Origin of the sequence: Arthrobacter sp. Y81, assembly GCF_002929335.1 — a bacterium.
Classification (GTDB): Bacteria; Actinomycetota; Actinomycetes; order Actinomycetales; family Micrococcaceae; genus Arthrobacter.
This window is the reverse complement of the sequence record NZ_PJIL01000008.1, coordinates 27,556-53,719: the sequence shown is the minus strand read 5'-3', so window position 1 is coordinate 53,719 and position 26,164 is coordinate 27,556. Positions and strand designations below refer to the sequence as shown.

At 65.7% G+C, this 26,164-nt stretch carries 22 protein-coding genes; 4 read left to right on the top strand and 18 right to left on the bottom strand.

From position 1 onward, the window contains the following. Positions 1-9: 9 nt before the first annotated feature. Genes zwf through pgl form a run of 3 tightly spaced genes read left to right on the top strand, consistent with a single transcriptional unit; the run spans position 10 to position 3,318 of the window. On the top strand, positions 10-1,572 hold the full coding sequence (gene zwf, locus CXQ91_RS12215) for a glucose-6-phosphate dehydrogenase (RefSeq protein ID WP_104174191.1): 1,563 nt from the start codon (positions 10-12) through the stop codon (positions 1,570-1,572). Beyond that, complete coding sequence (locus tag CXQ91_RS12210) at positions 1,569-2,510, top strand: glucose-6-phosphate dehydrogenase assembly protein OpcA (protein WP_104174190.1); 942 nt, start codon at positions 1,569-1,571, stop codon at positions 2,508-2,510. Before zwf ends, CXQ91_RS12210 begins: the two co-directional genes overlap by 4 nt. Then, positions 2,500-3,318: a 6-phosphogluconolactonase gene (gene pgl, locus CXQ91_RS12205; RefSeq protein ID WP_104174189.1), complete on the top strand. Its 819-nt coding sequence runs from the start codon at positions 2,500-2,502 to the stop codon at positions 3,316-3,318. Before CXQ91_RS12210 ends, pgl begins: the two co-directional genes overlap by 11 nt. Here the strand turns inward: pgl and CXQ91_RS12200 are convergent. The 17 genes from CXQ91_RS12200 to CXQ91_RS12120 form a co-directional block, all read right to left on the bottom strand. After that, complete coding sequence (locus CXQ91_RS12200) at positions 3,289-3,666, bottom strand: RNA polymerase-binding protein RbpA (protein WP_104174188.1); 378 nt, start codon at positions 3,664-3,666, stop codon at positions 3,289-3,291. The genes pgl and CXQ91_RS12200 overlap by 30 nt on opposite strands. A gap of 146 nt (positions 3,667-3,812) precedes the next feature. Beyond that, positions 3,813-4,070 carry a preprotein translocase subunit SecG gene (gene secG, locus CXQ91_RS12195; RefSeq protein ID WP_104174187.1) on the bottom strand — a complete coding sequence of 86 codons (258 nt, stop codon included), beginning with the start codon at positions 4,068-4,070 and terminating at the stop codon, positions 3,813-3,815. A 50-nt stretch (positions 4,071-4,120) separates the two neighbouring features. Further along, positions 4,121-4,936, bottom strand: a complete 816-nt coding sequence (tpiA, locus tag CXQ91_RS12190) for a triose-phosphate isomerase (RefSeq protein ID WP_104174186.1) — start codon at positions 4,934-4,936, stop codon at positions 4,121-4,123. Positions 4,937-5,019: 83 nt separating this feature from the next. Then, complete coding sequence (locus tag CXQ91_RS12185; protein ID WP_104174185.1) at positions 5,020-6,246, bottom strand: phosphoglycerate kinase; 1,227 nt, start codon at positions 6,244-6,246, stop codon at positions 5,020-5,022. Positions 6,247-6,256: 10 nt separating this feature from the next. Further along, positions 6,257-7,267 (bottom strand): type I glyceraldehyde-3-phosphate dehydrogenase, encoded by a 1,011-nt coding sequence (gap, locus tag CXQ91_RS12180; RefSeq protein WP_104174184.1) that lies wholly within the window; start codon positions 7,265-7,267, stop codon positions 6,257-6,259. A 275-nt stretch (positions 7,268-7,542) separates the two neighbouring features. Next, positions 7,543-8,166, bottom strand: a complete 624-nt coding sequence (locus tag CXQ91_RS12175; RefSeq protein ID WP_104174183.1) for a superoxide dismutase — start codon at positions 8,164-8,166, stop codon at positions 7,543-7,545. Positions 8,167-8,357: 191 nt separating this feature from the next. Next, positions 8,358-9,338 carry a DNA-binding protein WhiA gene (gene whiA, locus CXQ91_RS12170; RefSeq protein ID WP_011691931.1) on the bottom strand — a complete coding sequence of 327 codons (981 nt, stop codon included), beginning with the start codon at positions 9,336-9,338 and terminating at the stop codon, positions 8,358-8,360. A gap of 9 nt (positions 9,339-9,347) precedes the next feature. Beyond that, positions 9,348-10,367, bottom strand: coding sequence for a uridine diphosphate-N-acetylglucosamine-binding protein YvcK (gene yvcK, locus CXQ91_RS12165; protein WP_104174182.1), 1,020 nt, complete (start codon positions 10,365-10,367; stop codon positions 9,348-9,350). Further along, a complete protein-coding gene (gene rapZ / locus CXQ91_RS12160; RefSeq protein WP_104174181.1) occupies positions 10,367-11,290 on the bottom strand; it encodes an RNase adapter RapZ in 924 nt (307 codons plus the stop codon). Before rapZ ends, yvcK begins: the two co-directional genes overlap by 1 nt. Positions 11,291-11,358: 68 nt before the next feature. Further along, a complete protein-coding gene (uvrC, locus tag CXQ91_RS12155; RefSeq protein ID WP_104174180.1) occupies positions 11,359-13,368 on the bottom strand; it encodes an excinuclease ABC subunit UvrC in 2,010 nt (669 codons plus the stop codon). A 38-nt stretch (positions 13,369-13,406) separates the two neighbouring features. Then, entirely contained in the window at positions 13,407-14,075 is a 669-nt protein-coding gene (locus CXQ91_RS12150; RefSeq protein WP_104174179.1) for a 1-acyl-sn-glycerol-3-phosphate acyltransferase, read from the bottom strand. Beyond that, positions 14,062-14,778: an HAD hydrolase-like protein gene (locus CXQ91_RS12145; RefSeq protein ID WP_104174178.1), complete on the bottom strand. Its 717-nt coding sequence runs from the start codon at positions 14,776-14,778 to the stop codon at positions 14,062-14,064. The genes CXQ91_RS12150 and CXQ91_RS12145 overlap by 14 nt, the downstream gene beginning before the upstream one ends. A gap of 111 nt (positions 14,779-14,889) precedes the next feature. Next, the gene (uvrA, locus tag CXQ91_RS12140) at positions 14,890-17,817 is read right to left on the bottom strand and encodes an excinuclease ABC subunit UvrA (protein ID WP_104174177.1); all 2,928 of its coding nucleotides are present in this window, start codon (positions 17,815-17,817) and stop codon (positions 14,890-14,892) included. Positions 17,818-17,862: 45 nt separating this feature from the next. Further along, positions 17,863-18,243 carry a GntR family transcriptional regulator gene (locus CXQ91_RS12135; protein ID WP_104174176.1) on the bottom strand — a complete coding sequence of 127 codons (381 nt, stop codon included), beginning with the start codon at positions 18,241-18,243 and terminating at the stop codon, positions 17,863-17,865. Then, positions 18,240-20,102: an ABC transporter ATP-binding protein gene (locus tag CXQ91_RS12130; RefSeq protein WP_104174175.1), complete on the bottom strand. Its 1,863-nt coding sequence runs from the start codon at positions 20,100-20,102 to the stop codon at positions 18,240-18,242. The genes CXQ91_RS12135 and CXQ91_RS12130 overlap by 4 nt, the downstream gene beginning before the upstream one ends. Continuing rightward, entirely contained in the window at positions 20,099-21,847 is a 1,749-nt protein-coding gene (locus tag CXQ91_RS12125; protein WP_181038867.1) for an ABC transporter ATP-binding protein, read from the bottom strand. The genes CXQ91_RS12130 and CXQ91_RS12125 overlap by 4 nt, the downstream gene beginning before the upstream one ends. Positions 21,848-21,875: 28 nt before the next feature. Next, positions 21,876-22,655: a trans-aconitate 2-methyltransferase gene (locus tag CXQ91_RS12120; RefSeq protein WP_104174174.1), complete on the bottom strand. Its 780-nt coding sequence runs from the start codon at positions 22,653-22,655 to the stop codon at positions 21,876-21,878. 110 nt (positions 22,656-22,765) lie between these two features. Here CXQ91_RS12120 and CXQ91_RS12115 point away from each other — a divergent pair, with 110 nt between their 5' ends. After that, positions 22,766-25,312: an RNA helicase gene (locus CXQ91_RS12115; protein ID WP_104174173.1), complete on the top strand. Its 2,547-nt coding sequence runs from the start codon at positions 22,766-22,768 to the stop codon at positions 25,310-25,312. A 14-nt stretch (positions 25,313-25,326) separates the two neighbouring features. Here the strand turns inward: CXQ91_RS12115 and CXQ91_RS12110 are convergent, their stop codons facing one another. After that, complete coding sequence (locus tag CXQ91_RS12110; protein WP_104174172.1) at positions 25,327-26,148, bottom strand: SGNH/GDSL hydrolase family protein; 822 nt, start codon at positions 26,146-26,148, stop codon at positions 25,327-25,329. Positions 26,149-26,164 lie beyond the last annotated feature (16 nt).

The window sequence follows — 26,164 nt, the reverse complement described above, 5'->3', positions numbered from 1 at the left end:
GAAGCAACCATGCCAGAAACTGAAAACGGCAGCAGGAAGTCAGCAGGGCGGGGCCGCAACCCGTTGAGGGACCCGCGGGACCGCCGGCTGAACCGCATTGCCGGCCCCTCATCGCTGGTCCTCTTCGGGGTGACCGGCGACCTTGCCCGCAAGAAGCTCATGCCTGCCGTGTATGACCTGGCCAATCGTGGCCTGCTGCCGCCGAGCTTTGCCCTGGTGGGCTTTGGCCGGCGGCAGTGGGACAACGAGGACTTTGCCGCCGAAGTGAAGTCATCGGTCCAGGCGTACGCCCGAACCCCGTTCGACGAGGCCGTCTGGAACCAGCTGTCCGAGGGCATCCGGTTTGTCCAGGGAGAGTTCGACGACGACGACGCTTTTGAGCGGCTCGGCGACACGATCGATGAACTGGACGAGCAGCGCGGAACGCGCGGTAACCACGCGTTCTACCTGTCGATTCCGCCGAAGGCGTTCGAGCAGGTCTGCCGGCAGCTGTCCAAGCACGGCCTGGCGCAGGCCGAGGGTGACAAGTGGCGCCGTGTGGTCATCGAGAAGCCGTTCGGTCACGACCTTGAGTCGGCCCGGCAGCTTAACGACATCGTGGAGTCGGTCTTCCCGCCGGACGCCGTGTTCCGGATCGACCACTACCTTGGCAAGGAAACGGTCCAGAACATCCTGGCGCTACGCTTTGCCAACCAGCTGTTCGAGCCGCTGTGGAACGCGAACTATGTGGACCACGTCCAGATCACCATGGCCGAGGACATCGGCACCGGCGGCCGCGCAGGCTACTACGACGGTGTGGGCGCGGCCCGGGACGTGATCCAGAACCACCTGCTCCAGCTCCTGGCCCTGACGGCCATGGAGGAACCCATTTCCTTCAACGCGGACGACCTCCGTGCCGAGAAGGAAAAGGTCCTGGCTGCGGTCAAGCTCCCCGATGACCTGTCCACGCATTCGGCCCGGGGGCAGTTTGCCGGCGGCTGGCAGGGCGGCGAGGAAGTGCAGGGATACCTGGAGGAAGAGGGCATTCCGGCTCATTCCACCACGGAGACCTACGCGGCCATCCGCGTGGACATCCACACCCGGCGCTGGGCCGGTGTGCCGTTCTACCTGCGCGCCGGCAAGCGGCTGGGACGCCGCGTGACGGAAATTGCCGTGGTGTTCAAGCGCGCGCCCAACCTTTTGTTCCGGGATCACGCCGACGACGACTTCGGCCAGAACGCCGTGGTGATCCGGGTCCAGCCCGATGAGGGCGCCACCATCCGGTTCGGCTCGAAGGTCCCTGGCACGCAGATGGAAGTCCGCGACGTGACCATGGACTTCGGCTACGGGCACTCGTTCACCGAGTCCAGCCCGGAGGCCTACGAACGGCTCATCCTCGATGTGCTGCTGGGCGAGCCGCCGCTGTTCCCCCGGCACGCCGAAGTGGAACTGTCCTGGAAGATCCTGGACCCCTTTGAAGACTACTGGGCAAGCCTCGGTGAACAGCCCGAGCCCTACGCGCCCGGAAGCTGGGGCCCCGCCTCCGCCGACGAGCTCCTTGCCCGCGACGGACGAACCTGGAGAAGGCCATGATCGTAGATCTTCCCGACACCACCACCTCGAAAATATCCAAGAAGATCATGTCCCTGCGCGAGCAGGGCGGCGTGATCGCCCTGGGCCGGGTCCTGACCCTCGTGGTGGTCACCAAGTCCGGGCTGGAAGAGGAAGCCATCGAAGCGGCCAACGACGCCAGCCGGGAACACCCCTGCCGGATCATCGTCCTGGCCGACGCCGGCGCCAAGGCACCCACCCGACTCGACGCCCAGATCCGTGTGGGCGGTGACGCCGGCGCCTCCGAGGTCATCGTGCTCCGCGGCTACGGGGAACTGGCTGAGGAAAGTGAGTCCCTGGTCGCCGCGCTGCTGCTCCCCGATGCGCCGATCGTGGCCTGGTGGCCGCACGGAGCGCCCAAGAGCGCCTGCGAGACCTCCATCGGCCGGATCGCCCACCGCCGGATCACCGACTCGGCCAACGAGGAGGACCCGCAGCGGGCCCTGGACAACATCCGCAACACGTACAAGGCAGGCGACACCGACCTCGCCTGGACCCGGCTGACCAACTGGCGGATCCAGCTGGCCGCGGTCCTCGACCAAGTCGATTCCTCGCCCGTCACCGCCGTCGCCGTCGAAGGCGCCTCGGACTCCCCCAGCACCCTGCTCCTGGCAGCATGGCTGACCCTGTCCCTGGACGCCCCCGTCACCATCGTGGCCGACCCGGCTGGCACCGGCATCCGCCGCGTCCGGCTGAGCCGTGCCAGCGGCGACGTCCAGCTGTTCCGTCCGGGACTGTCCGTGGCCGAACTGACCCAGCCCGGACAGCCTGCGCAGCGCATCTCGCTGCCGCGCCGCAGCCTCCGCGACTGCCTCGCCGAAGAACTCCGCCGTTTGGATCCCGACGAAGTCTTCGGTGAAGTGATTACTATTGGACTGCCCCGTACAAATCTAAGGAGTGTCCGTCCCAGTGAGCGCTGATCCCCGAGTAAGCATCCACCCTGACTCATCCGTCCTGATGGCAGCCATTGCGGCGCGGCTCATCACCAAACTCGTGGATGTCCAGGACAAACACGGTGAGGCGACGGTGGTGCTCACGGGCGGGACTGTGGGCATCGGAACCCTCAAGGCGGTTGCTGACTCCGCGGCGGCGCCGGCCGTGAACTGGTCGAAGGTCAACTTCTGGTGGGGCGACGAGCGCTTCGTTGGCAGCAGCGACACCGACCGCAACACCCTCCAGGCCCACGGGGCGCTGCTGTCCCGTATTCCGGTGGAGCCGGAACGGGTGCACCAGCCGGGGTCCACGGACGACTTCGACAGCCCGGAGGAGGCTGCGGCGGACTACGCGCGCCGCCTGGCCGAGGCGGCAGCCGCGGAGCACGCGGCGGACATGTCCGATGACCGTCCGGAGAACCCGGGCACGCTTCCCAGGTTCGATGTCGTTCTGCTCGGTGTGGGCCCGGATGCCCATGTGGCCTCGCTGTTCCCCGAGCAGGCGGGCATCCGCGAGAAGGAGCTCACTGTTGTGGGTGTCCGGAATTCGCCCAAGCCGCCCCCGGAACGGATTTCCCTCACCCTGCCCGCGATCAACACCGCCAGTGAAGTCTGGATGGTTGTTGCAGGCGAGGACAAGGCCGGTGCCGTCGGACTGGCCTTGGCGGGCGCAAACCCCGTTCAGGTCCCGGCGGCAGGACCGACCGGACGCTCACGGACCCTGTGGCTCATCGACGAGAACGCCGCTTCAAGGGTTCCCGAGCAGCTAGTCCGAAAAGGTCCCGCGGGCTCTTAGCCGTTCCAGCGCTCCAGCCAGTACGTCTTCGGCGTCCTGGCTGGAGCGTCGTTCTTTAACGTACTCAAGGTGGCTCTTGTAGCCCTCGTCGGGATGGTGTGGAAGCTCCGCCGGGGACTCGTCCCGCGTAGCGGTACCTCCGCAGCGGCGGCAGTCCCACACGACCGGGATCTGGTCTTCCGGGAGCTTAATGAAAACAGGCCGCGTCTCGTGTCCCTTGGCGCACCAATAGGAAACACGAATACGCGGCAACCGCTCACCGACAAAATCATTTGGCTGGATTTTGGGGGCGGACCCCTCTGTTACACCCACGCGGGTTCCCCGAAACCCTGAAGTAGCATGCACCATCGGGAACTCCTGGCTACTCGACTGACGGACTGTTGCAAGCAACAGCCACAGTTTAGTGCGGAGTTCCCGACGGCGGCAGGGCCGTTAGTACCGGTCGTGTAAATTCCCGGGAAATTCCGGGCCCGGTGTGTTTCCGGCAGAACCTGCTACGAGTCCCCGCCCGAGGAAAAGCGCATCAGCAGGCCGAGGGCGATAATAACAACACCCCATGTGATCCCGAGGATAACCGTGAACCTGTTCAGGTTCCGTTCCGCCACACCTGACGAGCTGAGGCCCGAGCTCATGCCGCCGCCGAACATGTCCGACAGACCGCCGCCCCGTCCCTTGTGGAGCAGGATGAGCAGCGTCAGCAGGAGGCTGGTGATGCCCAGGAGGATCTGCAGAATGACATGAAGAACGTCCACGACGGCCTTTCAGAAGTTGATGATTGCGGAGGTCAAGCCTTGTGTCCGGACTAATCCGTCAGCAGGTGACTCTCGAACCTGACAATATTAGCAAACTCAGCGGGATCGAGGCTGGCCCCGCCAACCAACACGCCGTCGACGTCGCGTTCGTCCAGGATGGCCGCTACGTTGTTGGCCTTGACCGAACCGCCGTAGAGCAGGCGGACCTTCGCAGCAACTTCGTCGCCGAACAGGGTGGTCAGTTCAGCGCGGATGGCTGCGCACATTTCCTGCGCGTCCTCCGGGCCTGCCACCTCGCCGGTGCCGATGGCCCAGACGGGTTCGTAGGCAACCACGAGGGCCGCTGCTTCTTCGGCTCCGAGCCCCTCGACGTTGGCGCGCAGCTGGTCCAGCGTGTGCTGGACGTGCGTGCCGGCCTGCCGGATCTCGAGGCCCTCGCCGACGCAAAGCACCGGTGTGACCCCGTGGCGGTAGGCGGCCTTGACCTTGGCGTTGAGGACGTCGTCCGACTCGTTGTGGATGGTGCGGCGTTCGCTGTGGCCCACCAGGACGTACTTGCAGCCCAGCTTGTTCAGGAACTGGCCCGAGATGTCACCGGTGTAGGCGCCGGAATCGAACTGCGACAGGTCCTGGCCACCGTAGACAACTTCCAGCTCATCGCCCTGGACCAGGGTCTGGACGCCGCGAAGGTCGGTGAACGGGGGGAAAACAGCAACTTCAACGCGGCTGTAATCGTGCTTGGCATCGGACAGGGTCCAGGCCAGTTTCTGCAGCAGCGTGATGCCCTGGACGTGGTCCATGTTCATCTTCCAGTTGCCGGCAATGAGGGGCGTGCGGTCGAACTTGCCATTCGTTGACGTTGTCACGTGTTCTCCAAAAAGTGCTTGTCATGTGAACAGCCGGCAGGGCGCCCGAGATTTTCGGTAGGGCGCCCTGCCGGCTGGAGGATCTAGCGGTCCAGGACGCTGAGGCCCGGCAGTTCCTTGCCTTCGAGGTACTCCAGGCTGGCGCCGCCACCCGTGGAGATGTGACCGAACTGGTCGTCGGCGAAGCCCAAGGTACGGACAGCAGCTGCGGAGTCGCCGCCGCCAACCACCGTGAAGGCATCCGCTTCCGTGAGAGCCTGGGCGATGGCACGGGTGCCGCCGGCAAAGGCTTCGAATTCGAAGACGCCCATGGGGCCGTTCCAGAACACCGTCTTGGCGCCCTTGATCCGGCTGGCGAACGCGGCGGCCGAGTCGGGCCCGATATCAAGCCCGATACCCTGGGCACCGAAACTGCTGCCTTCGATGCCGTCGGCGGGGACGGTCTCGTGGTCTGCGTCAGCGGCGAACTTGCCCGCCACTTCAACGTCGGTGGGCACGATGAACTCGGTGCCGGCGTCGGCCGCCCGCTTCAGGTAGTCCTGTACCACGGGGATCTGGTCTTCTTCCAGCAGGCTGCCTGCCACCTTGTGGCCGGCCGCAGCGAGGAAGGTGAACAGCATGCCGCCGCCGACCAGGATGGTATCGGCCTTACCGATCAGGTTGTCGATGACCGCAAGCTTGTCCGAGACCTTGGAGCCGCCGAGGACCACAACGTAGGGCCGCTGGGTGTCGGTGGTGAGCTTGCGCAGCACCTCGACCTCCGTGTGCACGAGGTCGCCCTGGTACGACGGCAGCCGGGTGGCGACGTCGTACACGCTGGCGTGCTTGCGGTGGACGGCGCCAAAGGCGTCATCCACGTAGGCGCCGTTGTCTCGGGTCAGCGCAACCAGTTCATCCGCGAAGGCGCCGCGCTCGGCGTCATCCTTGCTGGTCTCACGGGCATCGAACCGGACGTTTTCAAGGACCAGCGCTTCGCCGTCCTGCAGCGAAGCGGCAAGCTCCTTTGCCGAGGCACCGACGGTGTCCCCGGCAAGGGTGACCTTGAAGGAGGCCAGTTCGGCCAGCCGCGTCGCGGCCGGCTTGAGGGAGTATTTTTCCTCCGGGGCGCCCTTGGGGCGTCCGAGGTGGGCTGTGACCAGCACGCGGGCACCGGCGTCCGTGAGCTTCGTCAGTACTGGCAGGGAGGCCTTGATGCGGCCGTCGTCAGTCACTTCAGAGCCGTCGAGCGGCACATTCAGGTCACTTCTGACCAGAATGTACCGCCCGCGGACACCATCAGCGATCAGTTCGTTGAGGGTGTGGAATGTCATGTGTCTAACCCTAGCCCAGCTTGGATGCGACGAGCTCCGTGAGGTCGACGAGCCGGTTCGAGTAGCCCCATTCGTTGTCATACCAGGAAACAACCTTGACCTGGTTGCCAATGACCTTGGTCAGACCTGAGTCGAAGATGGAGGAAGCGGGGTCGCCGACGATGTCCGAGGAGACGATCGGCTCATCCGTGTAGGTCAGGAAGCCCTGGAGTGCCTCGGACTCAGACGCCTTCTTCAGGGCCGCGTTGACTTCCTCAACGGTGGTCTCGCGCGAAACGGTGACCGTAAGGTCGGTTGCGGAGCCGGTGGGGACCGGTACGCGGATGGCGTAGCCGTCCAGCTTGCCCTTGAGCTCCGGGAGGACCAGGCCGATGGCCTTGGCCGCACCGGTGGAGGTGGGGACCATGTTGATTGCGGCGGCGCGGGCGCGGCGGAGGTCGTTGTGCGGGCCGTCCTGCAGGTTCTGGTCGGCCGTGTAGGCGTGAATCGTGGTCATCAGGCCGCGTTCGATGCCGAACTCGTCGTTGATGACCTTGGCCAGGGGGCCGAGGCAGTTCGTGGTGCAGGAGGCGTTGGAGATGATGTTGTGGGCTGCGGAGTCGTACAGCTCGTGGTTCACGCCCATCACGATGGTGATGTCCTCGTCGGAGGCGGGGGCGGAGATCAGGACCTTCTTGGCGCCGGCGTCGATGTGCTTCTGTGCTGCGGCGGCCTTCGTGAAGAAGCCGGTGGACTCGATGACGATGTCAACACCGAGCTCGCCCCACGGGAGGTTTGCGGGATCGCGCTCGGCCAGGACCTTGATGACGTTGCCGTTGACAACGATGTTGCCGTCCTTGACCTCGACGGTTTCCTTCAGGCGGCCGCCGACGGAGTCGTACTTGAGCAAGTGGGCCAGCGCTTCGGGGCTGGTGAGATCGTTGACGGCAACGATTTCAAGGTCCGCACCCTGTGCGAGTGCAGCGCGGAAGTAATTGCGGCCAATGCGGCCAAAGCCGTTGATACCAATACGGGTCGTCACTTTTTTAGTCTCCTTGGTGCTTGTAGAAGCACAACTAGTTAAGCGGGCGTTCAAGCCAACTAACAGATCCCGCACGCCATTGGGCAGAGATGATTACCAGATCGGAGGGCGACCAGCCACATTGCTGAAGGCTAACCGCCTTCCGTGATCCATCTTACGTTTAAGAAGGTCCACCCCCGCAAGTGCGGGGGCAGACCGTCCACGATTCGGCCCGAAACGGCCCAAATGTGAACTTTGTTACATGTGGATGTCTTCCACATCACACCTGAACCGCATTACAGGGTAATGAGGCCCGTTGCGTTCTTACGTGCACCTTCGAAGCGCTTGGCGACGTCGGCCCAGTTCACGATGTTCCAGAAAGCCTTGACGTAGTCGGCCTTGACGTTGACGTAGTCCAGGTAGAAGGCGTGCTCCCACATGTCGAGCATCAGCAGCGGGGTGGTGCCGAGCGCCACGTTGCCCTGCTGATCGTAAAGCTGCTCGATGACCAGGTTTCCGCCGATGGGCTCGTAGGCCAGGAAGCCCCAGCCGGAGCCCTGCAGGCCGAGCGCTGCGGCGCTGAACTGCGCGCGGAACGCGTCAAAGGAACCGAAGGCGTCGTCGATGGCTGCTGCCAGCTCGCCCTCGGGCTTGTCGCCGCCGTCCGGGGACAGGTTGTTCCAGAACACGGAGTGGTTGACGTGGCCGCCGGTGTGGAAGGCCAGGTCCTTAGAAAGGCGGTTGATGTTGGCGAAGTCGCCCTTTTCGCGTGCCTCGGCCAGCTGCGCCAGCGCGTTGTTGGCGCCGGCCACGTAGGCAGCGTGGTGCTTGCTGTGGTGCAGCTCCATGATGCGTGCGGAGATGTGGGGCTCCAGCGCTGCGTAGTCGTAGCTGAGTTCAGGCAGTACGTACTCGGTCACAAAATCCTCCAATGTCGTGGACAGGTTGTCCGGTTTGGTAACTCTCGGATTGTGCATCCGGATGACAGGTCACCCGGAAATCTGTGGGGACGGAATCCGGCGGGGGTCCGGCAGGCCATGGCTCCCAGGGGGCACAACCGCCGAACGCCGCGAGGTATTTCCGTCACCCGGACTCGATTCTAGGGGCGCCGTTACTCGTCCAGCATTTCCGGCGTCACATTGGCCTCGGTCCCGGGAATCCCCAGGTCCAGGGCACGTTTGTCCGCCATTGCCAGCAGCCTGCGGATCCTGCCGGCGATGGCGTCCTTGGTCATGGGTGGATCAGCGAGACGGCCGAGTTCGTCAAGGCTTGCCTGCTTGTGGGCCACGCGGAGCTCACCGGCATATTTGAGGTGATCCGGGACGTCGTCTCCGAGGATCTCCAGGGCGCGGTCCACCCTGGCCCCGGCGGCAACGGCGGCCTGGGCAGAGCGGCGCAGGTTGGCGTCGTCGAAGTTGGCCAGCCTGTTGGCCGTAGCCCGCACCTCTTTGCGCATGCGGCGTTCTTCCCACACCATCAGCGCGTCGTGGGCCCCCATCCGCGTGAGCAGGGCGGCGATGGTGTCCCCGTCCCGGATGACCACCCGGTCCACTCCCCTGACCTCGCGTGCCTTGGCCTGGATGCCGAGCCGGCGGGCAGCGCCCACTAGTGCAAGGGCAGATTCAGGACCGGGGCACGTAACCTCCATGGCCGACGACCTCCCTGGCTCGGTCAGGGACCCGTGGGCCAGGAACGCGCCGCGCCACACGGCCTCGGCGTCGGCGGCCGAGCCGTTGACCACCGCCGAAGGCAGGCCCCGGACGGGGCGGCCGCGCGCGTCCAGCAGCCCTGTCTGGCGTGCCAGGGCCTCACCGTCGCGCACCACCCGCACCACGTACCGGTTGCCGCGGCGGAGACCGCCGCCGGAGACCACGATGATCTCGCTCTGGTGGCCGTATACCTCGGCGATGGCGGCACGCAGCCGGCGCGCCGTGGAGGCGAGATCGACCTCGGCCTCAATGACGATCCGGCCCGAGATAATGTGCAGGCCGCCGGCGAAGCGCAGCATTGCGGAGACTTCAGCCTTGCGGACCGAGGACTTCTTTATGTCCAGGCGGGACAGTTCTTCCTTGACTGATGATGTCAGTGCCATGGCACCTTCCTAACTGTTCCCGAAAATATCGTGGTACGCCGTTGCCAGACGCAGGGGGTCGTGGATCGGACGGCGGCTCGACGCCCCTACTTTACCCAACACCACCTCGGCACCGAGCATCCCCGCGGCCCGTTTGAACTCCTCGACGTCCGGTACGGACACCGGGTCCGCAAGCACGACGTCGATGCTGAAGTCGGGCGCGTAGTTTCGCAGCACATGCAGGTGGTCGGCAGCGGTCATCCCGGACGTTTCCTTGGTGTCCGTGGCCAGGTTCATGGTCAGGCACCGCTTCGCCGGAGTGTCCGACAGCGCCTGGCGCATTTCCGGCAGCAGGAGGTGCGGCAGCACGGACGTGTACCAGGAGCCCGGACCGAGGATGACCCAGTCCGCCAGCTCGATGGCCGTCAGGGCTTCAGTGCAGGCCGGCGCCGACTCCGGCAGGAGCCGGACGCTCTCCAGCGAGCCCGCCACAGCGCATTTGGCCTGGCCCCTGACGGTCTCCAAGGTGAAGCTGCCGTCCGGTCCGGGCACCCGGACATCACCTTCGATGGTCAGCGGCTCACTGGACATGGGAAGGACCTGCCCGCGGGCGCCCAGGAGGGCGCCGGCCCACTTCAGGCCGCCCACGGTGTCGCCCAGGAGTTCCCAGAGCGTGACGATCAGCAGGTTGCCCATGGCGTGGTCGTCGAGTGAGCCGCCACGGCCTGCCCCGGGCTGGAAGCGGTGCTGCATGACGTCCCGCCAGGTCCGGCCCCAGTCGGTGTCGTCACACAGTGCGGTGAGCGCCATCCGGAGGTCGCCGGGCGGGAGGACACCGTACTCCTCGCGCAGGCGCCCGGAAGACCCGCCGTCGTCCGCTACGGTGACGATGGCGGTCAGCTCGGAGGTCAGCAGTCTGAGGGCGGACAGCGAAGCTGACAGTCCGTGGCCGCCGCCGAGGGCGACGACGGACGGACCTTTGTCCAGCTGCGCGCCGCCGGTGCCGCCCGCCGGCGGCACAAGGGGCAGCGGCCCGGTAAGCAGCCCCATTATTCGCGGCCCAGGTCCCGATGAGTGGTGGTCACGGTGACGCGGGGGTACTGTGCCAGCTTCTTGGACAGTTCCATGGCGACGGCCACCGAACGGTGCTTGCCGCCCGTGCAGCCCACGGCGATGGTGGCATAGTGCTTGTTTTCCCGGCGGTAGCCGTCCAGCACAGGCTCGATGGCCAGCACGTAGCGGTCCACGAAGCTCTTGACCCCTTCGGCTTCGAGGACGTAGTCGCTGACGTCCTTGTCCAGGCCGGTGTGCGGGCGCAACTGCGGAACCCAGTGCGGATTCGGGATGAAGCGGGCATCGACCACAAAGTTCGCGTCCACCGGCAGCCCGTACTTGAAGCCGAAGCTCATGACATTAAGCCGCAGGGCCACGGGACCGGTTTCGCTAAAGAGTTCCGTGATGGCCGTGGCGAGGGCGTGGACGTTGAACTCGGACGTGTCCAGCACGATATCCGAGGAATCGCGCAGTTCATGCAGCAGCTCCCGCTCCGCGGCGATGCCGTCGAGGATCCGCCCGCCTTCCTGGAGGGGGTGCGGCCGGCGGCCCTGCTCGAAGCGGCGCACCAGGACATCGTCATTGGCGTCCAGGAACAGGACGCGGAACATCACACCGCTGGCCTCAAGGGTTTTCAGCGCCGTGCGGATGTCCGTGAAGAGCGCCTTGCTGCGGACGTCAACCACCACAGCGAGCTTGGGAATGGACTGCGGTGCGTGAGACACGAGTTCGGCCAAAGTACCGAGCATCTGCGGCGGCAGGTTCTCAACGACGTACCAGCCATGGTCTTCGAGGGCATCCGCGGCGGTACTGCGACCTGCCCCGGACATTCCCGTCACCACGAGCAGTTCCGCTTCAACGGGTTTGACGGGCGTCATGCCGTCCTGTTCCGCTTCGGATCCTGCCGTTGACTCTGCCATGAGTAAAGCCCCATTCCTGCTGTGTAATTCGACGCAACCGCGCGTTCCGCTTCCGGTCCTTACCCTAGCTAAGTTTCAATGATTTCGCCGGTCGTCATATTGATGGCCGGCACGTCCTCACCGTTGGCTGCGCCGCCGTTGCCGAAATGGCTGATGATCGCATCCGCCAGCGACGGTCCGATGCCCTTGGCGGTGGTCAGTTCGGCGGCGCTGGCGGTCCGGATGCTCTTGACCGAGCCGAACTGCGCCAGCAGGGCCTTGCACTTGGCCTCGCCCAGTCCCGGAACGCCGTCCAGGGCCGAAACGGTCATGGCCTTGCCGCGCTTCTGCCGGTGGAAAGTGATGGCGAAGCGGTGTGCCTCATCGCGGATGCGCTGGAGAAGGTAAAGACCCTCGGAGGTCCGCGGCAGGATCACCGGGAAATCACTGTCCGGCAGCCATACTTCCTCCAGGCGCTTGGCCAGGCCGACGACGTAGACGTCCTCGATGCCGAGTTCCGCCAGGGCGCGCGACGCGGCGTTGACCTGGGGCTTGCCGCCGTCAACCACCACCAGGTTTGGCGGGTAAGCGAACTTCGCGCGGGGTGCCGGCGTGGTGGTGTCCTGCACGGAGGCGACCGCAATGGCTTCGAGCGCGGCCTGATGCCCGGGCAGCTGAGCCGCTTCGGCCTGCGCCGACTTCTCCTGCAGGTAATTCCGGAATCGCCGCGTGAGGACGTCGTGCATCGCTGCGGTGTCATCCACGGCTGCGGCGCCGGTGATGGAGAACTTTCGGTAGTCGGACTTCTTGGGAAGACCGTCTTCCACCACCACCATGGACGCCACCACGTTCGTTCCCTGCACGTGGGAGATGTCGAAGCACTCGATGCGGAGCAGCGCCACGGGCAGGTCCAGGGCTTCCTGGAGTTCCTGCAGCGCGAGGGACCGGTTGGTCAGGTCGCCAGCACGGCGCGACTTGTGGAGTTGCAGTGCGTGCTCGGCGTTTTCCCGGACGGTGGACATCAGCGCTGCTTTGTCCCCGCGGCGCGGAACCCGGACGTCCACCTTGGCGCCGCGCAGGCCGGAGAGCCACTGCGTCAGTTCGGCAGCGTTGCTCGGCTCTTCAGGAACCAGGACTTCCCGGGGCATCCGGCCCTGGGTGTCGCCCTCCTCGCCGTAGACCTGCTGGAGCAGGTGCTCGACGAGGTCCGGAGTGGTTGAATCCTCGACCTTTTCCACCACCCAGCCGCGCTGGCCCCGGACGCGGCCGCCCCGGACGTGGAACACCTGGACGGCTGCCTCCAGCTCATCCTCGTGCAGGGCGAACACATCGGCGTCGGTGTCCTCGGCCAGGACCACGGCATTGCGTTCGAAGACTTTCCGCAGGGCGATGATGTTGTCCCGGACCCGGGCGGCGCGCTCGTAGTCGAGTTCGGCAACCGCCGCGGCCATGTCCTTCTCCAGCCGTGCGATGAAGCGTTTGGCTTCGCCTCCCATGAACGCACAGAAGTCCTCCGCCAGCGCCCGGTGCTCCTCCGGCGTCACCCGGCCAACACACGGTGCGGAGCATTTGTCGATGTAGCCGAGCAGGCACGGCCTCCCGCTGGCCTGGGCCCGCTTCAGGACACCTGGACTGCAGCTGCGGACGGGAAAGACGCGCAGCAGGGTATCCATCGTTTCGCGGATGGCCCCGGCCGTGTACGGGCCAAAGTAGCGGGTGCCTTTCCGTCGCTCTCCGCGGAGCACCTGGACCCGCGGGAACTTCTCCCCCATGGTCACGGCAAGGTACGGGTAGGTTTTGTCGTCCCGGAAGACCACATTGAACCGTGGCTTGAATTCCTTGATCCAGGTGTATTCCAGCTGGAGAGACTCCAGTTCGCTCCCGACGACGGTCCACTCCACGCTGCTGGCCGCGTGGACCATGGCGTAGGTCTTGGGCAGCAGGCCCCCGGGGTTGGCGAAATACGAATTCAGCCGGGACCGCAGGCTCTTGGCCTTGCCGACGTAAATGACGCGGCCGTGCGGATCCCGGAATCGGTACACGCCGGGGTTGGTTGGAATTTCACCGGTTTGGGGTCGGTAACTAGCTGGATCTGCCACGATTCAAGTCTACTGAGGATGCAGGGGCGTCCCTGACGCTACTCCGCTGCCTTGCCCTGGTTGTAGCTGGTGGAGCGCTCCTGGCCGCTGAGCTCGGCGATGGCGTCCATGATCCGGTCCGTGACCTGGCGGCGGGCAGGCAGTGAGTGGTCGGGACCGGTCTTTTCGAAGTACAGCGGCTCGCCCACCTTCATGGTGAAGTGCTGCGGCTTCACGCCGTTCTGGCCCGCCGGCTGGAGGTTTTCGGTACCGATGAGACCGACGGGAATGACCGGGGCACCGGTGGTCAGCGCAAGCCAGCCGACGCCGGTGCGGCCACGGTACAGGATCCCGTCCCGGGAGCGGGTTCCCTCGGGATAGATCCCGATTCCCTTGCCTGCCTCGAGGATGTCAAGCAGTGTCTTGAGGGCGGCGACGCTGGCCGCCTGCTCGCCGCGTTCCACGGGAATGGAACCTACTGACTCGAAGAAGGACTTCATGACCTTCCCCTTCACACCGCCCGTGGTGAAGTATTCGGCCTTGGCGAAGAACGCCACCGGCCGGGGCATCAGGGCCTGCACAATCACGCTGTCCAGGAATGACAGGTGGTTGGGCGCGACGATGAAAGGCCCGTCCTTGGGAACGTTCTCCAGCCCGATGACCGTCGGCCGGCAGGTTCCGGAGATCAGCGTGCGGGTGGTCCATCGGATCGCATCAAACAATGCCATCGTCGTGCACCTCACTCATGGCTGCGGTCCGGACGGCGTCCATGTTGTCGATGGCTACCGCGAGGCCCCTGGTGGAGTCCACGATCGCGACGGCGCCGGCCTCGTGGAGCTCGCCGTCGGGAGCAAATCCCCAGCTGACGCCGATGCAGTCAAGGCCGTTGGCCATGGCGCCGGCCACGTCCTGGGCGCGGTCCCCCACCATCACGGCGTGCTGCGTGCGCAGGTCGGACAGCGCAGCCGCCACAATTTCAGTTTTGCCAAGCGGGGCGGTGGCGCCGGCAGCCTCGTCGGCGGCCGAACCGCGGATGAAGCGGAAGGAGCCGGAGATGCCGTGGTGCTCGAGCACAATCTTTGCGAGTCCTTCAGGTTTCTGCGTCGCCACCGCAATGGGGCGTCCTGAGGCGGCGTAGCCTTCCACGAGTTCCCGGATACCCGGATACAGCCGGCTCTGGGCGATGCCGGTTTCAAGGTAGTAGGCCCGGTAGATCCGGACGACCTCGGCAAGCTGTTCAGGCGGAACGCCGGCGATGTTCAGGAGGGAATCGCTGAGTTTCGGGCCGATCATCGCGTCCAGTAGGGCCGGGGCCGGGACCCTGATGCCGAGTTGGGTAAGGGCCGCGGAGATTCCGCCCGTTATTCCCCCCGCCGGATCGACAAGAGTGCCGTCCAGGTCGAAGATCACGGGCACTGTTGAAAGGGTCACCGGCTTAGTTTCTCACGAGGACGCGAATGGCTGAAACTCGCATTCCCGGACAGGAATACTTCTTCCCGCCGGATCAGCAAGCTCCAGCCATTCGGTACGCCGGGGTCCGGGCTAGGCCAGAATCTCCGCCAGGAACGTTGCCGTGTAACTCTTAGTGGACTTCGCGACCTGTTCCGGAGTGCCCGTTGCGATGATCTGGCCGCCGCCGGAGCCGCCGTCGGGCCCAAGATCCACGATCCAGTCCGCGCTCTTGATGACGTCGAGGTTGTGCTCGATGGTGATCACGGTGTTGCCCTTGTCCACCAGCCCCTGCAGGACCATAAGCAGCTTGCGGATGTCCTCGAAGTGCAGGCCGGTGGTGGGTTCGTCCAGGACGTAGATGCTCCGGCCGTTGGACCGCTTCTGCAGTTCCGCAGCCAGCTTTACGCGCTGCGCCTCGCCGCCGGACAGCGTGGTGGCCGGCTGCCCCAGCCGCACGTAGCCCAGACCGACGTCGACGAGCGTGCGCAGGTGGCGCGCAATCGGCGAGAAGGCGGCAAAGAACTCCGCGCCCTCCTCGATGGGCATGTTGAGCACGTCCGCGATGGTCTTGCCCTTGTAGTGGACTTCCAGGGTTTCCCGGTTGTACCGCGCACCGTGGCAGACCTCGCAGGGCACGTAGACGTCCGGCAGGAAGTTCATCTCGATCTTCAGCGTGCCGTCGCCGGAACATGCTTCGCAGCGCCCGCCCTTGACGTTGAACGAGAACCGGCCCGGCTGGTAGCCGCGGACCTTGGCCTCGGTGGTCTCGGCGAAAAGCTTCCGGATGTTGTCGAACACGCCGGTGTAGGTGGCCGGGTTGGACCGCGGCGTCCGGCCGATGGGGCTCTGGTCGACGTGAACCACCTTGTCCAGGTGCTCGAGGCCCTGGATCAATTTGTGCCTGCCGGCCACCTGCTTGGCGCCGTTGAGCTTGTTGGCCAGCACCTTGTAGAGAATCTCGTTGACCAGCGTGGACTTGCCGGAGCCGCTGACGCCGGTCACAGCCGTCAGCAGTCCCAGTGGGAAGGCGGCGTCCACGTTGACGAGGTTGTTTTCCCGGGCGCCGATGACCTTCAGCTCGCGCTTCTTGTCGTACTTGCGCCGCTTCTTGGGGATCTCGATCTTCTTCCGGCCGGAAAGGTAGTCGCCGGTCAGCGATTCGGTGTTTTCCAGGAGTTCCTTGTAGGACCCGGAGTGCACCACCTGGCCACCGTGCTCGCCGGCGCCCGGTCCGATGTCCACAACCCAGTCAGCTTCCTGGATGGTGTCTTCGTCGTGCTCCACCACAATGAGGGTGTTCCCGAGGTCCCGCAGCCGGGTGAGCGTTTCGATCAGCCGGCGGTTGTCGCGCTGGTGCAGGCCGATGGAGGGTTCGTCGAGGACGTAAAGGACGCCGACCAGGCCTGAACCGATCTGCGTCGCCAGCCGGATTCGCTGCGCTTCGCCGCCGGACAGGGTGCCGGAGGGACGCTCCAGGTTCAGGTACTCCAGGCCGACGTCGAGGAGGAAGGTGAGGCGGGCCTGGATTTCCTTGAGGACCTGGTGGGCGATCTGGGCCTCGCGGCCGGTGAGCACCAGGGTGTCCAGGAAGTGGGCGCATTCACGCATCGGCATGGCTGCCACTTCGGCGATGGACTTGCCGTTGATCAGCACCGAGAGCGAGGCCGGGTTCAGGCGGGCGCCATTGCAGGCCGGGCAGGGAATCTGCCGCATGTACTCTTCGTACCGGTCCCTGGCCGAGTCTGAATCGGTTTCCAGGTGCTTGCGGTGGACGTACTGGACGACGCCCTCGAAGCCGGTGCTGTACTTGCGCTCCCGGCCGAAGCGGTTGCGGTACTGCACCACCACCTTGTGGTCCTTGCCGTGCAGGACGGTCTGCCGGATGTCATTGGGAAGCTTCTGCCACGCCGTCTTCATCGAGAAGTCGAGTTCCTTCGCGAGCCCGGACAGCAGCCTGTTCCAGTACTCGCTGGTGGCCGTACCCAGCGACCAGGGCGCGATGGCGCCCTCGCCGAGGGAGAGCTCAGGGTTCGGGATGATGAGTTCCTCATCCACTTCCAGCTTGGTGCCGATGCCGCTGCAGGCGGAACAGGCGCCGAAGGGGTTGTTGAACGAGAACGAGCGGGGCTCGATTTCATCGATGGCGAGGGGATGCTCGTTGGGGCAGGCCAGGTGCTCGGAGAATGCCCGGATCCGTTCCGCATCATCCGCTTCGAGATCGACGAATTCGGCCAGCACGCGGCCTTCAGCCAGACCAAGCGCGGTTTCGACCGAGTCGGTCAGGCGCTGGCTGATGCCTTCCTTGACCACGAGCCGGTCAACCACCACTTCGATGGTGTGCTTGAACTGCTTGCCGAGCTTGGGAGGATCGCTCAGCTGGATGAGGTCCCCGTCCACGCGCGCACGCGAGTAGCCCTTGGCCGTCAGTTCCTTGAAGAGGTCGACGAATTCGCCCTTGCGCCCGCGGACGACGGGAGCGAGGACCTGGAAGCGTGTGCCGGCCGGCAGTTCAAGCAGCTGGTCCACGATCTGCTGCGGCGTCTGCTTCGCCACCTGCTCGCCGCAGATGGGGCAGTGCGGACGGCCCACGCGGGCCCAGAGCAGGCGCATGTAGTCGTAGATCTCGGTGATGGTGCCCACGGTGGACCGGGGGTTCTTGCTGGTGGACTTCTGGTCGATGGAAACGGCCGGGGACAAGCCCTCGATGAAGTCCACATCCGGCTTGTCCACCTGTCCCAGGAACTGGCGGGCGTATGCGGACAGCGATTCCACGTAGCGGCGTTGGCCCTCCGCGAAGATCGTGTCGAACGCCAGGGATGACTTTCCGGACCCGGACAGTCCGGTGAAAACGATCATGGAGTCCCGCGGCAGGTCCAGGTCCACGTTGCGCAGATTGTGCTCCCGTGCCCCCTTCACCACAAGGCGGGAAAGGTCCGGGCGCGCCGGTTTCCCTTGGTTTAGGGGTACGACAGCGGAGCGGGCATCAACGGCTGGTTCTTCAGCTACGGCTTTAGGCACCCACTAATGCTAATCGAAAACTTCTTCGAATTTCCATGTCGGCGCCTATTCGGCGTCGTAGGCCGCCGCCAGCAGCTGTACTGCCTCCGCAAAGCTTGCGCCCTGGGCCTTTGCCGCGGTGGCGAAATCGGCAGCAGCCGCAGTCAGCGAGGTCCATGCCGCGTCCCTGGCGCAGACGGTGGTTCCGTGCCGGCCGCGGGTGGCTACAATCCCTGCCGCTTCCAGCTCCTTGTAGGCGCGGGCCACGGTGTGCGGGGCGACGCCCAGCGCGGTTGCAAGGGCGCGCACGGCGGGCAGGCGCGTGCCGGGGGCCAGGGCACCACTGTCCGCCCGTTCGATGATGTTCAGCCGCAACTGTTCAAAGAGCGGGACCGAACTGCCCTGGTTCGGCTTCCAGGTCCCCGGAAACTCATTTACGCCGCTCACTGCCCTGATTCCCCTGCGCGCAGCGCATCTGCCCTACCGGAGAACTGGGCATCGTAAAGCCTGCTGTAGTGCCCGTTGGCTGCCAGCAGCTGTTGGTGGTTGCCGTGTTCGACGATTCGTCCGTGGTCCATGACGAGAATTAGATCAGCGTCCCGCACCGTGGACAAACGGTGGGCAATCACGAAGCTCGTCCTGCCCTGCCGGAGCCGCTGCATCGCCTGCCGGATCTGCACTTCAGTGCGCGTGTCGACGGAACTTGTCGCCTCGTCCAGGACGAGGATGCTGCGGCCCGCGAGCTGGGCCCTGGCGATGGTGATCAGCTGCCGCTGCCCCTGGCTGAGGGAGTCGCCGTCGTTGCCCAATAGTGTGCCGTAGCCGTCAGGGAGGGCGCGCACGAAGTGGTCCACGTGCGTGGCTTCGGCGGCGGAGAGAATGTCGGTGTCGCTGGCGCCGGGCCGCCCGTACTCGATGTTCTCCCTGATGGAGCCGGTGAACACCCAGGCGTCCTGCAGCACCATGCCGATCATGGAACGCAGCTCGTCACGGCCGCGCCCTGCGATGTCCACGCCGTCGACGGTGATCCGGCCGGAATCGAGCTCGTAGAACCGCATGAGCAGGTTCACCATGGTGGTTTTACCGGCCCCGGTATGCCCGACGATGGCCACGGTCTGCCCGGGCTCAGCGGTAAAGGACAGCTCCCGGACCACGGGCGGACCGCTGTTGTAGCCGAAGGTGACGGCGTCGAACACCACCCGGCCGCCGGTGACTGCTGCCCCCTCCGCGCCGGCCGGCTCCCTTCCGGCCAACTCCCCGGCCTGCTCCGTGCCGTCGCGCGGAATTTCCGCGGCATCCAGGAGGGCGAACACACGTTCAGCCGACGCGAGGCAGGACTGCATCACGGTCAGCATGCCGCCAATCTGCCCGATCGGCTGGCTGAAGAGCCTGCTGAACTGGATGAAGGCCTGGACCCCGCCGATGGTCATGGCACCGGCGGTGACCTGCAGCGCGCCCACCACAGCCACGGCAATGTAGTTGAGGTTGGACACGAAAACCAGGAGCGGCTGGACGGCGCCGGAAACGTACTGGGCGCGCGCGCTGGTCCGGGAGAGCCTGTCGTTGCTGGTGGTGAACACCTCGGTGGCCATGCCCTGCCGGCCGAAGGCCTTGAGCACCTCGTGGCCCGTGATGTACTCCTCGAGGTGTGCGTTGAGTTCGCCGGTGGTCCTCCACTGCTCGGTAAAGTGCGCCTGGGACTTCCGGGCGACGAGGACAGTGACCACGGTCGAAAACGGCACGGTCACCAAGGCAATGACCGCCAGGAGCGGGGAGAGCCACAGCATCATGGCGAGGGCGCCGAGCAGCATGAGCACCGACAGGATCAGCTGGTTCAGCAGCTGGTTCAGTGCCTGGGAGATGTTGTCGACGTCGTTGGTGGCCCGGCTGAGGACGTCCCCGCGCCGCTGCTCGTCAAAATGCGCGGACGGCAGCCGGTGCAGTTTGTCCTCCACGGAGGCCCGCAGCCGGTAGCTCACGTGTTGCACGGCGGTGGCGGTGACAGCTCCCTGTACCCAGCTGAAGAGAGAAGCGCCGATGTACATCACCGCCACGAGCAGGAGCAGGGTGGCAAGTTTCCGTTCGTTGAAGGTCCCTCCAAAAACACCTTCAACCACGACGTCGGTTGCGTCGCCCAGCAGCTTGGGGGCCGACACGTTGAGCGCCACAAACGCGCAGGTGGCGGCAACGGCACCGAGCATCCTCCACCTGACGGGGCCCAGCAGTCCCAGAAGGCGCCTGCTGGTGGCCCAGGCGGCACCCGGGGCGGCGACCGCCGTCGTCGTTGTGGGTTCGGCTGCGATCATACCCTGCCTCCGAGCGCAAGCTGTGACGCGGCAATTTCCTGGTAGACCGTCGACGTACGCATCAGTTCGCTGTGCGTGCCCTGGGCGACGAGCCTGCCGTTGTCCAGCACCAGGATGAGGCCGGCGTCGAGGATCGTCGCGATGCGTTCGGCCACGATGATCACCGTGGACCGGCGGGTGAGCGGGGTAAGCGCCTCGCGGAGGCGCGCGTCCGTTGCATGGTCCAGCGCTGAGAGGCTGTCGTCAAAAAGGTACACCGGGGCGTCGCGGAGCAGTGCGCGGGCGATGCACAGCCGCTGGCGCTGGCCGCCGGAAAAATTCGTGCCGCCCTGGCTCACCGGGGTGTGGAGACCGTGGGGCAGGTCGCGCACAAACTCCTCCGCCTGGGCGGTACGGAGCGCTCGGAGGAGGTCGTCGTCGCTGGCGTCGGGCGCCGCAATCCGCAGGTTCTCGGCAACAGTACCGGAGAAGAGGTAGGCGCGCTGGGGCACCAGCGACAGGCTGTTCCGCAGGAAATGAAGCGGAAGTGATTTCACGTTGTGGCCGCCGATCAGGACCTCCCCCGACGTGGCGTCCAGGAAACGGGGCAGCAGGTTGAGCAGTGTCGACTTTCCGCTGCCCGTCGAGCCGATGATGGCGGTGAACGTGCCCGGCGCCGCAGTGAAGCTGATGCGGTCCAGGACCGGCGCCTCCGCCCCGGGGTAGGCGAAGGTGACGTCGCGGAATTCCACTGTGCCGCCTGCGGTGCGCTGTGCGTGCGGCAGCCCGGCCCGCGAGATCGCCGGATCGGCGATGGCGGGGCGGGTGTCCAGCACCGCCTGGATCCGTTCTGCGCAGGCCGCCGCGCGGGGAGCCGTCATCAGGACGTACATCGCCATCATGATGGCGATGAGGATCTGGAGGATGTAGGCGATGAAGGCCGTCAGCGCGCCAAGCTTCATGTCCCCTGCCTGGATTCTGTGGCCGCCGAACCACACCACTGCCACCGATGACAGGTTCACCACGATCATGATCAGCGGCAGCATCCCGGCCACCAGCAGCGCGGACTGCAGGTTGTTGCGGGTCAGCTCACGGTTGACGACGGCGAAGCGGCGCGCTTCGTGCGCCTGGCGGACGAACGCCCGGATGACATTGGCCCCGATGATCTGCTCCCGCAGCACCCTGCTGATGCGGTCGATCAGGATCTGGCCTTCCCGGTAGAGGGGCACGAGCCGGCGCACGATCAGGTACATGATGACCACCAGTACGGGCACGATGGCCACCACGATGCCAGAGAGGACCACATCCTGGTTCAGGGCCAGGACGATGCCGCCGATGCCCATTGCGGGCGCCGCCACGAGCATGGTGAAGACCAGCACGGCCAGCGCCTGGATCTGCTGGACGTCGTTGGTGGCCCGTGTCACCAGGCTGGGCACGCCGAATGACCCCACCTCCTGGGAGGACAGGGACTGAACCTTCGCGAAGAGCTCCTGGCGCAGCTGGCGGCCAAGCTTCATGGCCACGTTGGCACTGAAGTAGCCGGCCGCGAGTGCCGTGGCAACCTGGACGGCGGCAATTCCTGCCATCAAGCCGCCCAGCCGAAGGATGAGGTCCGTGTTCCCCATGACGATTCCGTCGTCAATGATGGCGGCATTGAGGGTGGGCAGGAGGAGGTTGGCCGTGGTCTGCAGGAGCTGCAGGACCACGATAGCCAGGACCGCCGGCTTATGCACGGCGAGCAGCCGCATCATCATGCCCGGGAGCATCGAACCTCCCTCCGCCGCGATGGCATGGTCAGCCCCGTTTCCGCGCGACTGCGAAAATCCTCCGGAACGGAAAAAAAGTGCCGTGTGAAGTGGCAGGGTAGGCGTCGTTGAGCAGCGCCGAATACTCCGCCTCGAATTCCGCAGCGTCCGCCGGCGGGAGCGCTGACAGCACAGGCCGCAGTCCGGCTCCCCTGACCCACTGCAGGACCGGATCCGGTCCGTGCAGAACCTGCTGGTAGGTGGTTTCCCAGGCATCCGCGTCGCAGCCGGCGTCGAGCATGATGTTGAGGTACTCGGCGGGTTCAGCGACGGCGTCATCGTGCCGCAGGACGCCGTCGAGGGCGTCCGTCCAGCGGCCGGACTCCGCGAGTTGCCGCATCAGCACATGCGACGGGGAACCGAAATTCCCCGGGACCTGCAGGGCGAACCAGGCGCCGGGCCTGAGGGCCTCCAGCCAGCCGGCCAGGAGGGCCGGGTGGCCGGGGACCCACTGCAGGGCCGCATTGGTCACCACCACGTCGGTCCGGTCCGACGGCATCCACCGGGCGATGTCCGTCAGTGCGAAGGAGAGGTTGGCCGACCGCGCGGCGTGGGTTCCCCCCTTCTGCAGCATTTCGGCGGACGAGTCGATCCCCAGCACTTCGGCGCCGGGCCAGCGCTCCGCGAGGGTCGCCGTGAGATTGCCGGGCCCGCAGCCGAGGTCCACCACATGGCGCGGATGGTCCGCGTGGATACGCGCGGTGAGGTCAAAATATGGCCGGTCGCGGTGGTTTCCGAACTCCACGTACTTAGCGGGATCCCATTTCAAGGACGTCCTCCAATGGCTCGAGCGGTTGCCGTCAGGCCGAGCCTAGTCCGGGCCGGCCCCGCGACCAAGGACGAACCACCCATTGGCTGCGGGCACTAAGCTTGAAAGCAATGAAACTCGTTGAGCAGCTCCCTGTCCCGGCCGAACGTACCTCCAGCGGGGCGGACCACGATCCGGATGAGCTCTACACCCGTTTCGTTGAGTGGACGGAAAGCCGCGGGCTGTCCCTCTACGCCGCACAGGACGAGGCCATCATGGAACTCGCCTCCGGGGACAACGTCATTCTGACCACTCCGACGGGGTCCGGCAAGTCCCTGGTCGCCATTGCCGCGCACTTCCAGGCCATGGCCCGGGGGGACCGAAGCTACTACACGGCACCCATCAAGGCCCTCGTATCGGAGAAATTCTTCGCCCTGTGCGAGATCTTCGGTGCCGAAAACGTGGGAATGATCACCGGCGACTCCGGCGTCAACCAGGACGCACCCATCATCTGCTGCACCGCCGAAATCCTGGCCAACATCGCACTTAGGGAAGGCGCCGGGGCGGACCTGGGTGCGGTGATCATGGACGAGTTCCATTTCTACTCCGACCCGCAGCGCGGCTGGGCCTGGCAGGTGCCGCTGCTGGAGCTTCCGCAGGCGCAGTTCCTGCTGATGTCCGCGACCCTGGGTGACGTCAGCCGCTTTGAGGCCGGCCTCACCGATCTGACGGGACGCCCGACGACGACCGTCAGTTCCGCTGAACGCCCGATCCCGCTGCACTACTACTACGAGCAGACGCCTGTCCACGAGACCCTCGAGGAGCTGCTCTCCACCAAACAGGTCCCCGTCTATGTGGTCCACTTCAGCCAGCTTGAGGCAATCGACCGGGCGCAGAACCTGATGAGCATCAACGTCTGCACCCGCGAGGAGAAGGACAAGATCGCCGAGCTGATTGCCGGCTTCCGCTTTGCGGCAGGCTTCGGCAAGACCCTCAACCGGCTGGTCCGCCACGGCATCGGCGTTCACCATGCCGGCATGCTGCCGAAGTACCGGCGGCTGGTGGAGCAGTTGGCACAGGCCGGCCTGCTCAAGGTCATCTGCGGCACCGACACGCTGGGCGTGGGCATCAACGTGCCCATCCGCACGGTCCTGCTCACGGCCCTCAGCAAGTACGACGGCGTCCGTACCCGGCTGCTGAACTCACGCGAGTTCCACCAGATCGCCGGCCGTGCAGGGCGGGCCGGGTACGACACCGCCGGCACCGTGGTGGTGCAGGCCCCCGAACATGTGACCGAGAACGTCAAGGCGATGGCCAAGGCCACCGCCAAGTTCGGCGACGACCAGAAGAAGCTCCGCCAGGTGGTCAAGCGGAAGCCGCCCGAGGGCTTCGTGTCGTGGGGCGAACCCACCTATAACCGGTTGGTGGGCTCCGTCCCCGATCCGCTGACCTCCAGCTTCACCGTGACGCACGCCATGCTGATGAACCTGATGGAGCGGCCCGGCGACCCCTTCAAGGCGGCCCGCCGGCTGCTCACGGACAACCACGAACCCCGCACTTCGCAGCTGCAGCTGATGAAGAAAGCCCTGGGCATCTACCGGGAACTGCTGGCCGCAGGTGTTGTGGAGCGGATCCCGCCCGAGGAACAGGGCCCGGACGGCAGGACCGTCAGGCTCACTGTCCACCTGCAGGCCAACTTTGCGCTGAACCAGCCGCTCTCGCCGTTTGCACTGGCGGCGCTGGAACTCCTTGATCCGGAGTCGCCGTCGTACGCCCTGGACGTGGTGTCCGTCATCGAATCCACGCTGGAAAAGCCCCGGCAGATCCTGTCGGCCCAGCAGAAGAAGGCCCGCGGCGAAGCCATCGCCGCCATGAAGGCCGACGGCATCGAGTATGACCAGCGCATGGCCATGCTTGAGGACGTCACCTACCCCCAGCCGCTGGCGGAAATCCTGGGGGAGGCCTTCGATGTCTACCGCAAGGCTGCGCCCTGGATTGGCGACTTCGAGCTTGCCCCCAAGTCCGTGGTCCGGGACATGTACGAGCGGGCCATGAACTTCGGTGAATTCGTCCAGTTCTACGGCCTGGCTCGCTCCGAGGGCATTGTGCTGCGGTACCTCGCCGACGGCTTTAAGGCGCTCCGCCAGACGGTCCCGCAGGACTCCCTCCGGGAAGACCTTGAGGACCTGATCGCCTGGCTGGGTGAGCTGGTCCGGCAGGTCGATTCCAGCCTGCTGGATGAATGGGAGGAGCTGACCTCCGGAGCCGCTCCGACCCCGCACGACGCTCCCCCGCCGCCGCCGCCGTCGCTGACGTCCAACATCAGGGCGTTCCGGGTGATGGTCCGGAACGAAATGTTCCGGCGCGTGGAGCTTTTCGCCGACGAGGCGGCCACGGAACTCGGCGAGCTCGACGGCGGCACCGGCTGGGATGCCGACCGCTGGGAAGATGTCCTGGATGACTACTTCGACGAACACAATGACATCGGCACCGGACCGGACGCCCGTGGCCCGGGGCTGCTGATCATCACGGAAGAGCCCGGCATGTGGAAAGTCCGGCAGATTTTCGACGACCCCGCCAGCAACCACGACTGGGGAATCTCCGCAGAGGTGGACCTGGCGGCGTCGGACGAAACCGGCACGGCCGTGGTGCGGGTGACCGACGTCAGCAGGCTGTGACCGGGCTCCGGCCGTCAGCCCAGGGCAGCACCCATCGTGTCTGCCCACAGACGTTGTCCCGCGGAATTCGGGTGCACATCGTCTGTGAGTAGTCCCGGCAGGCCCCCGCGTGCCCGGAACGCTGCGTTAACGTCAATGGCCGGATAGCCGGCACCTGGCGCCCAGTCCCGAAGCGCAGCCACGCTGCCGGCTGTATGCTCCTCCCACATCCCCAGCGACGGGTTCTGCAGCACAATCGCTGCGGGAACCCGTGCGGACCACTTGGCGTCAGCGGCGGCCAGCAGCTCCGCCGCGCCTTTGTCCGCCCGCTCCGGGGCCGGGTTGTGCCCGAAGTTGAGCACGGTGAGCGAAGGTTTTGAAGGCTGGATGCGGTCCAGGTGCTCAAGCGGATAGGCATAGCTGGCGCCTGAACGGGAACCGTTCCAGACGGTGATGGGGCGGTCCGGGCCCGGGTACACGGTCGGGTGCGCTTTCCAGTCACCGGTGGCCCCGTCCCAGAAGTGCAGTGTCACGGTTCCGCGCTTCGACAGATCCCGCGCCCATAAGTCGACCCATTCACCCGGTTCGTCGCCTGTGGAGTCCCCCAGGACGCTGATGGTCAGCGTGTCACGACTGCTGATGATTGTCCGCAGATCCCCGACTGTCACGGCGCCTTCAGGAGCGGCATCAGGCGGGTCCGCGGCGGACACCGACGATGTCCCGGCCGGGGACACCGGTGAGGGACGGGCGTCCATCAACTGCAGCAGCGTTATGCCGGCAAGCGCGGCCAATCCAACTGCCAACACGACGATGAGGAGGCCTATCCCCCGGGTGCGCCGCCGCGTCTGGTCGTTCATTGCTCCCCGCCGGTCG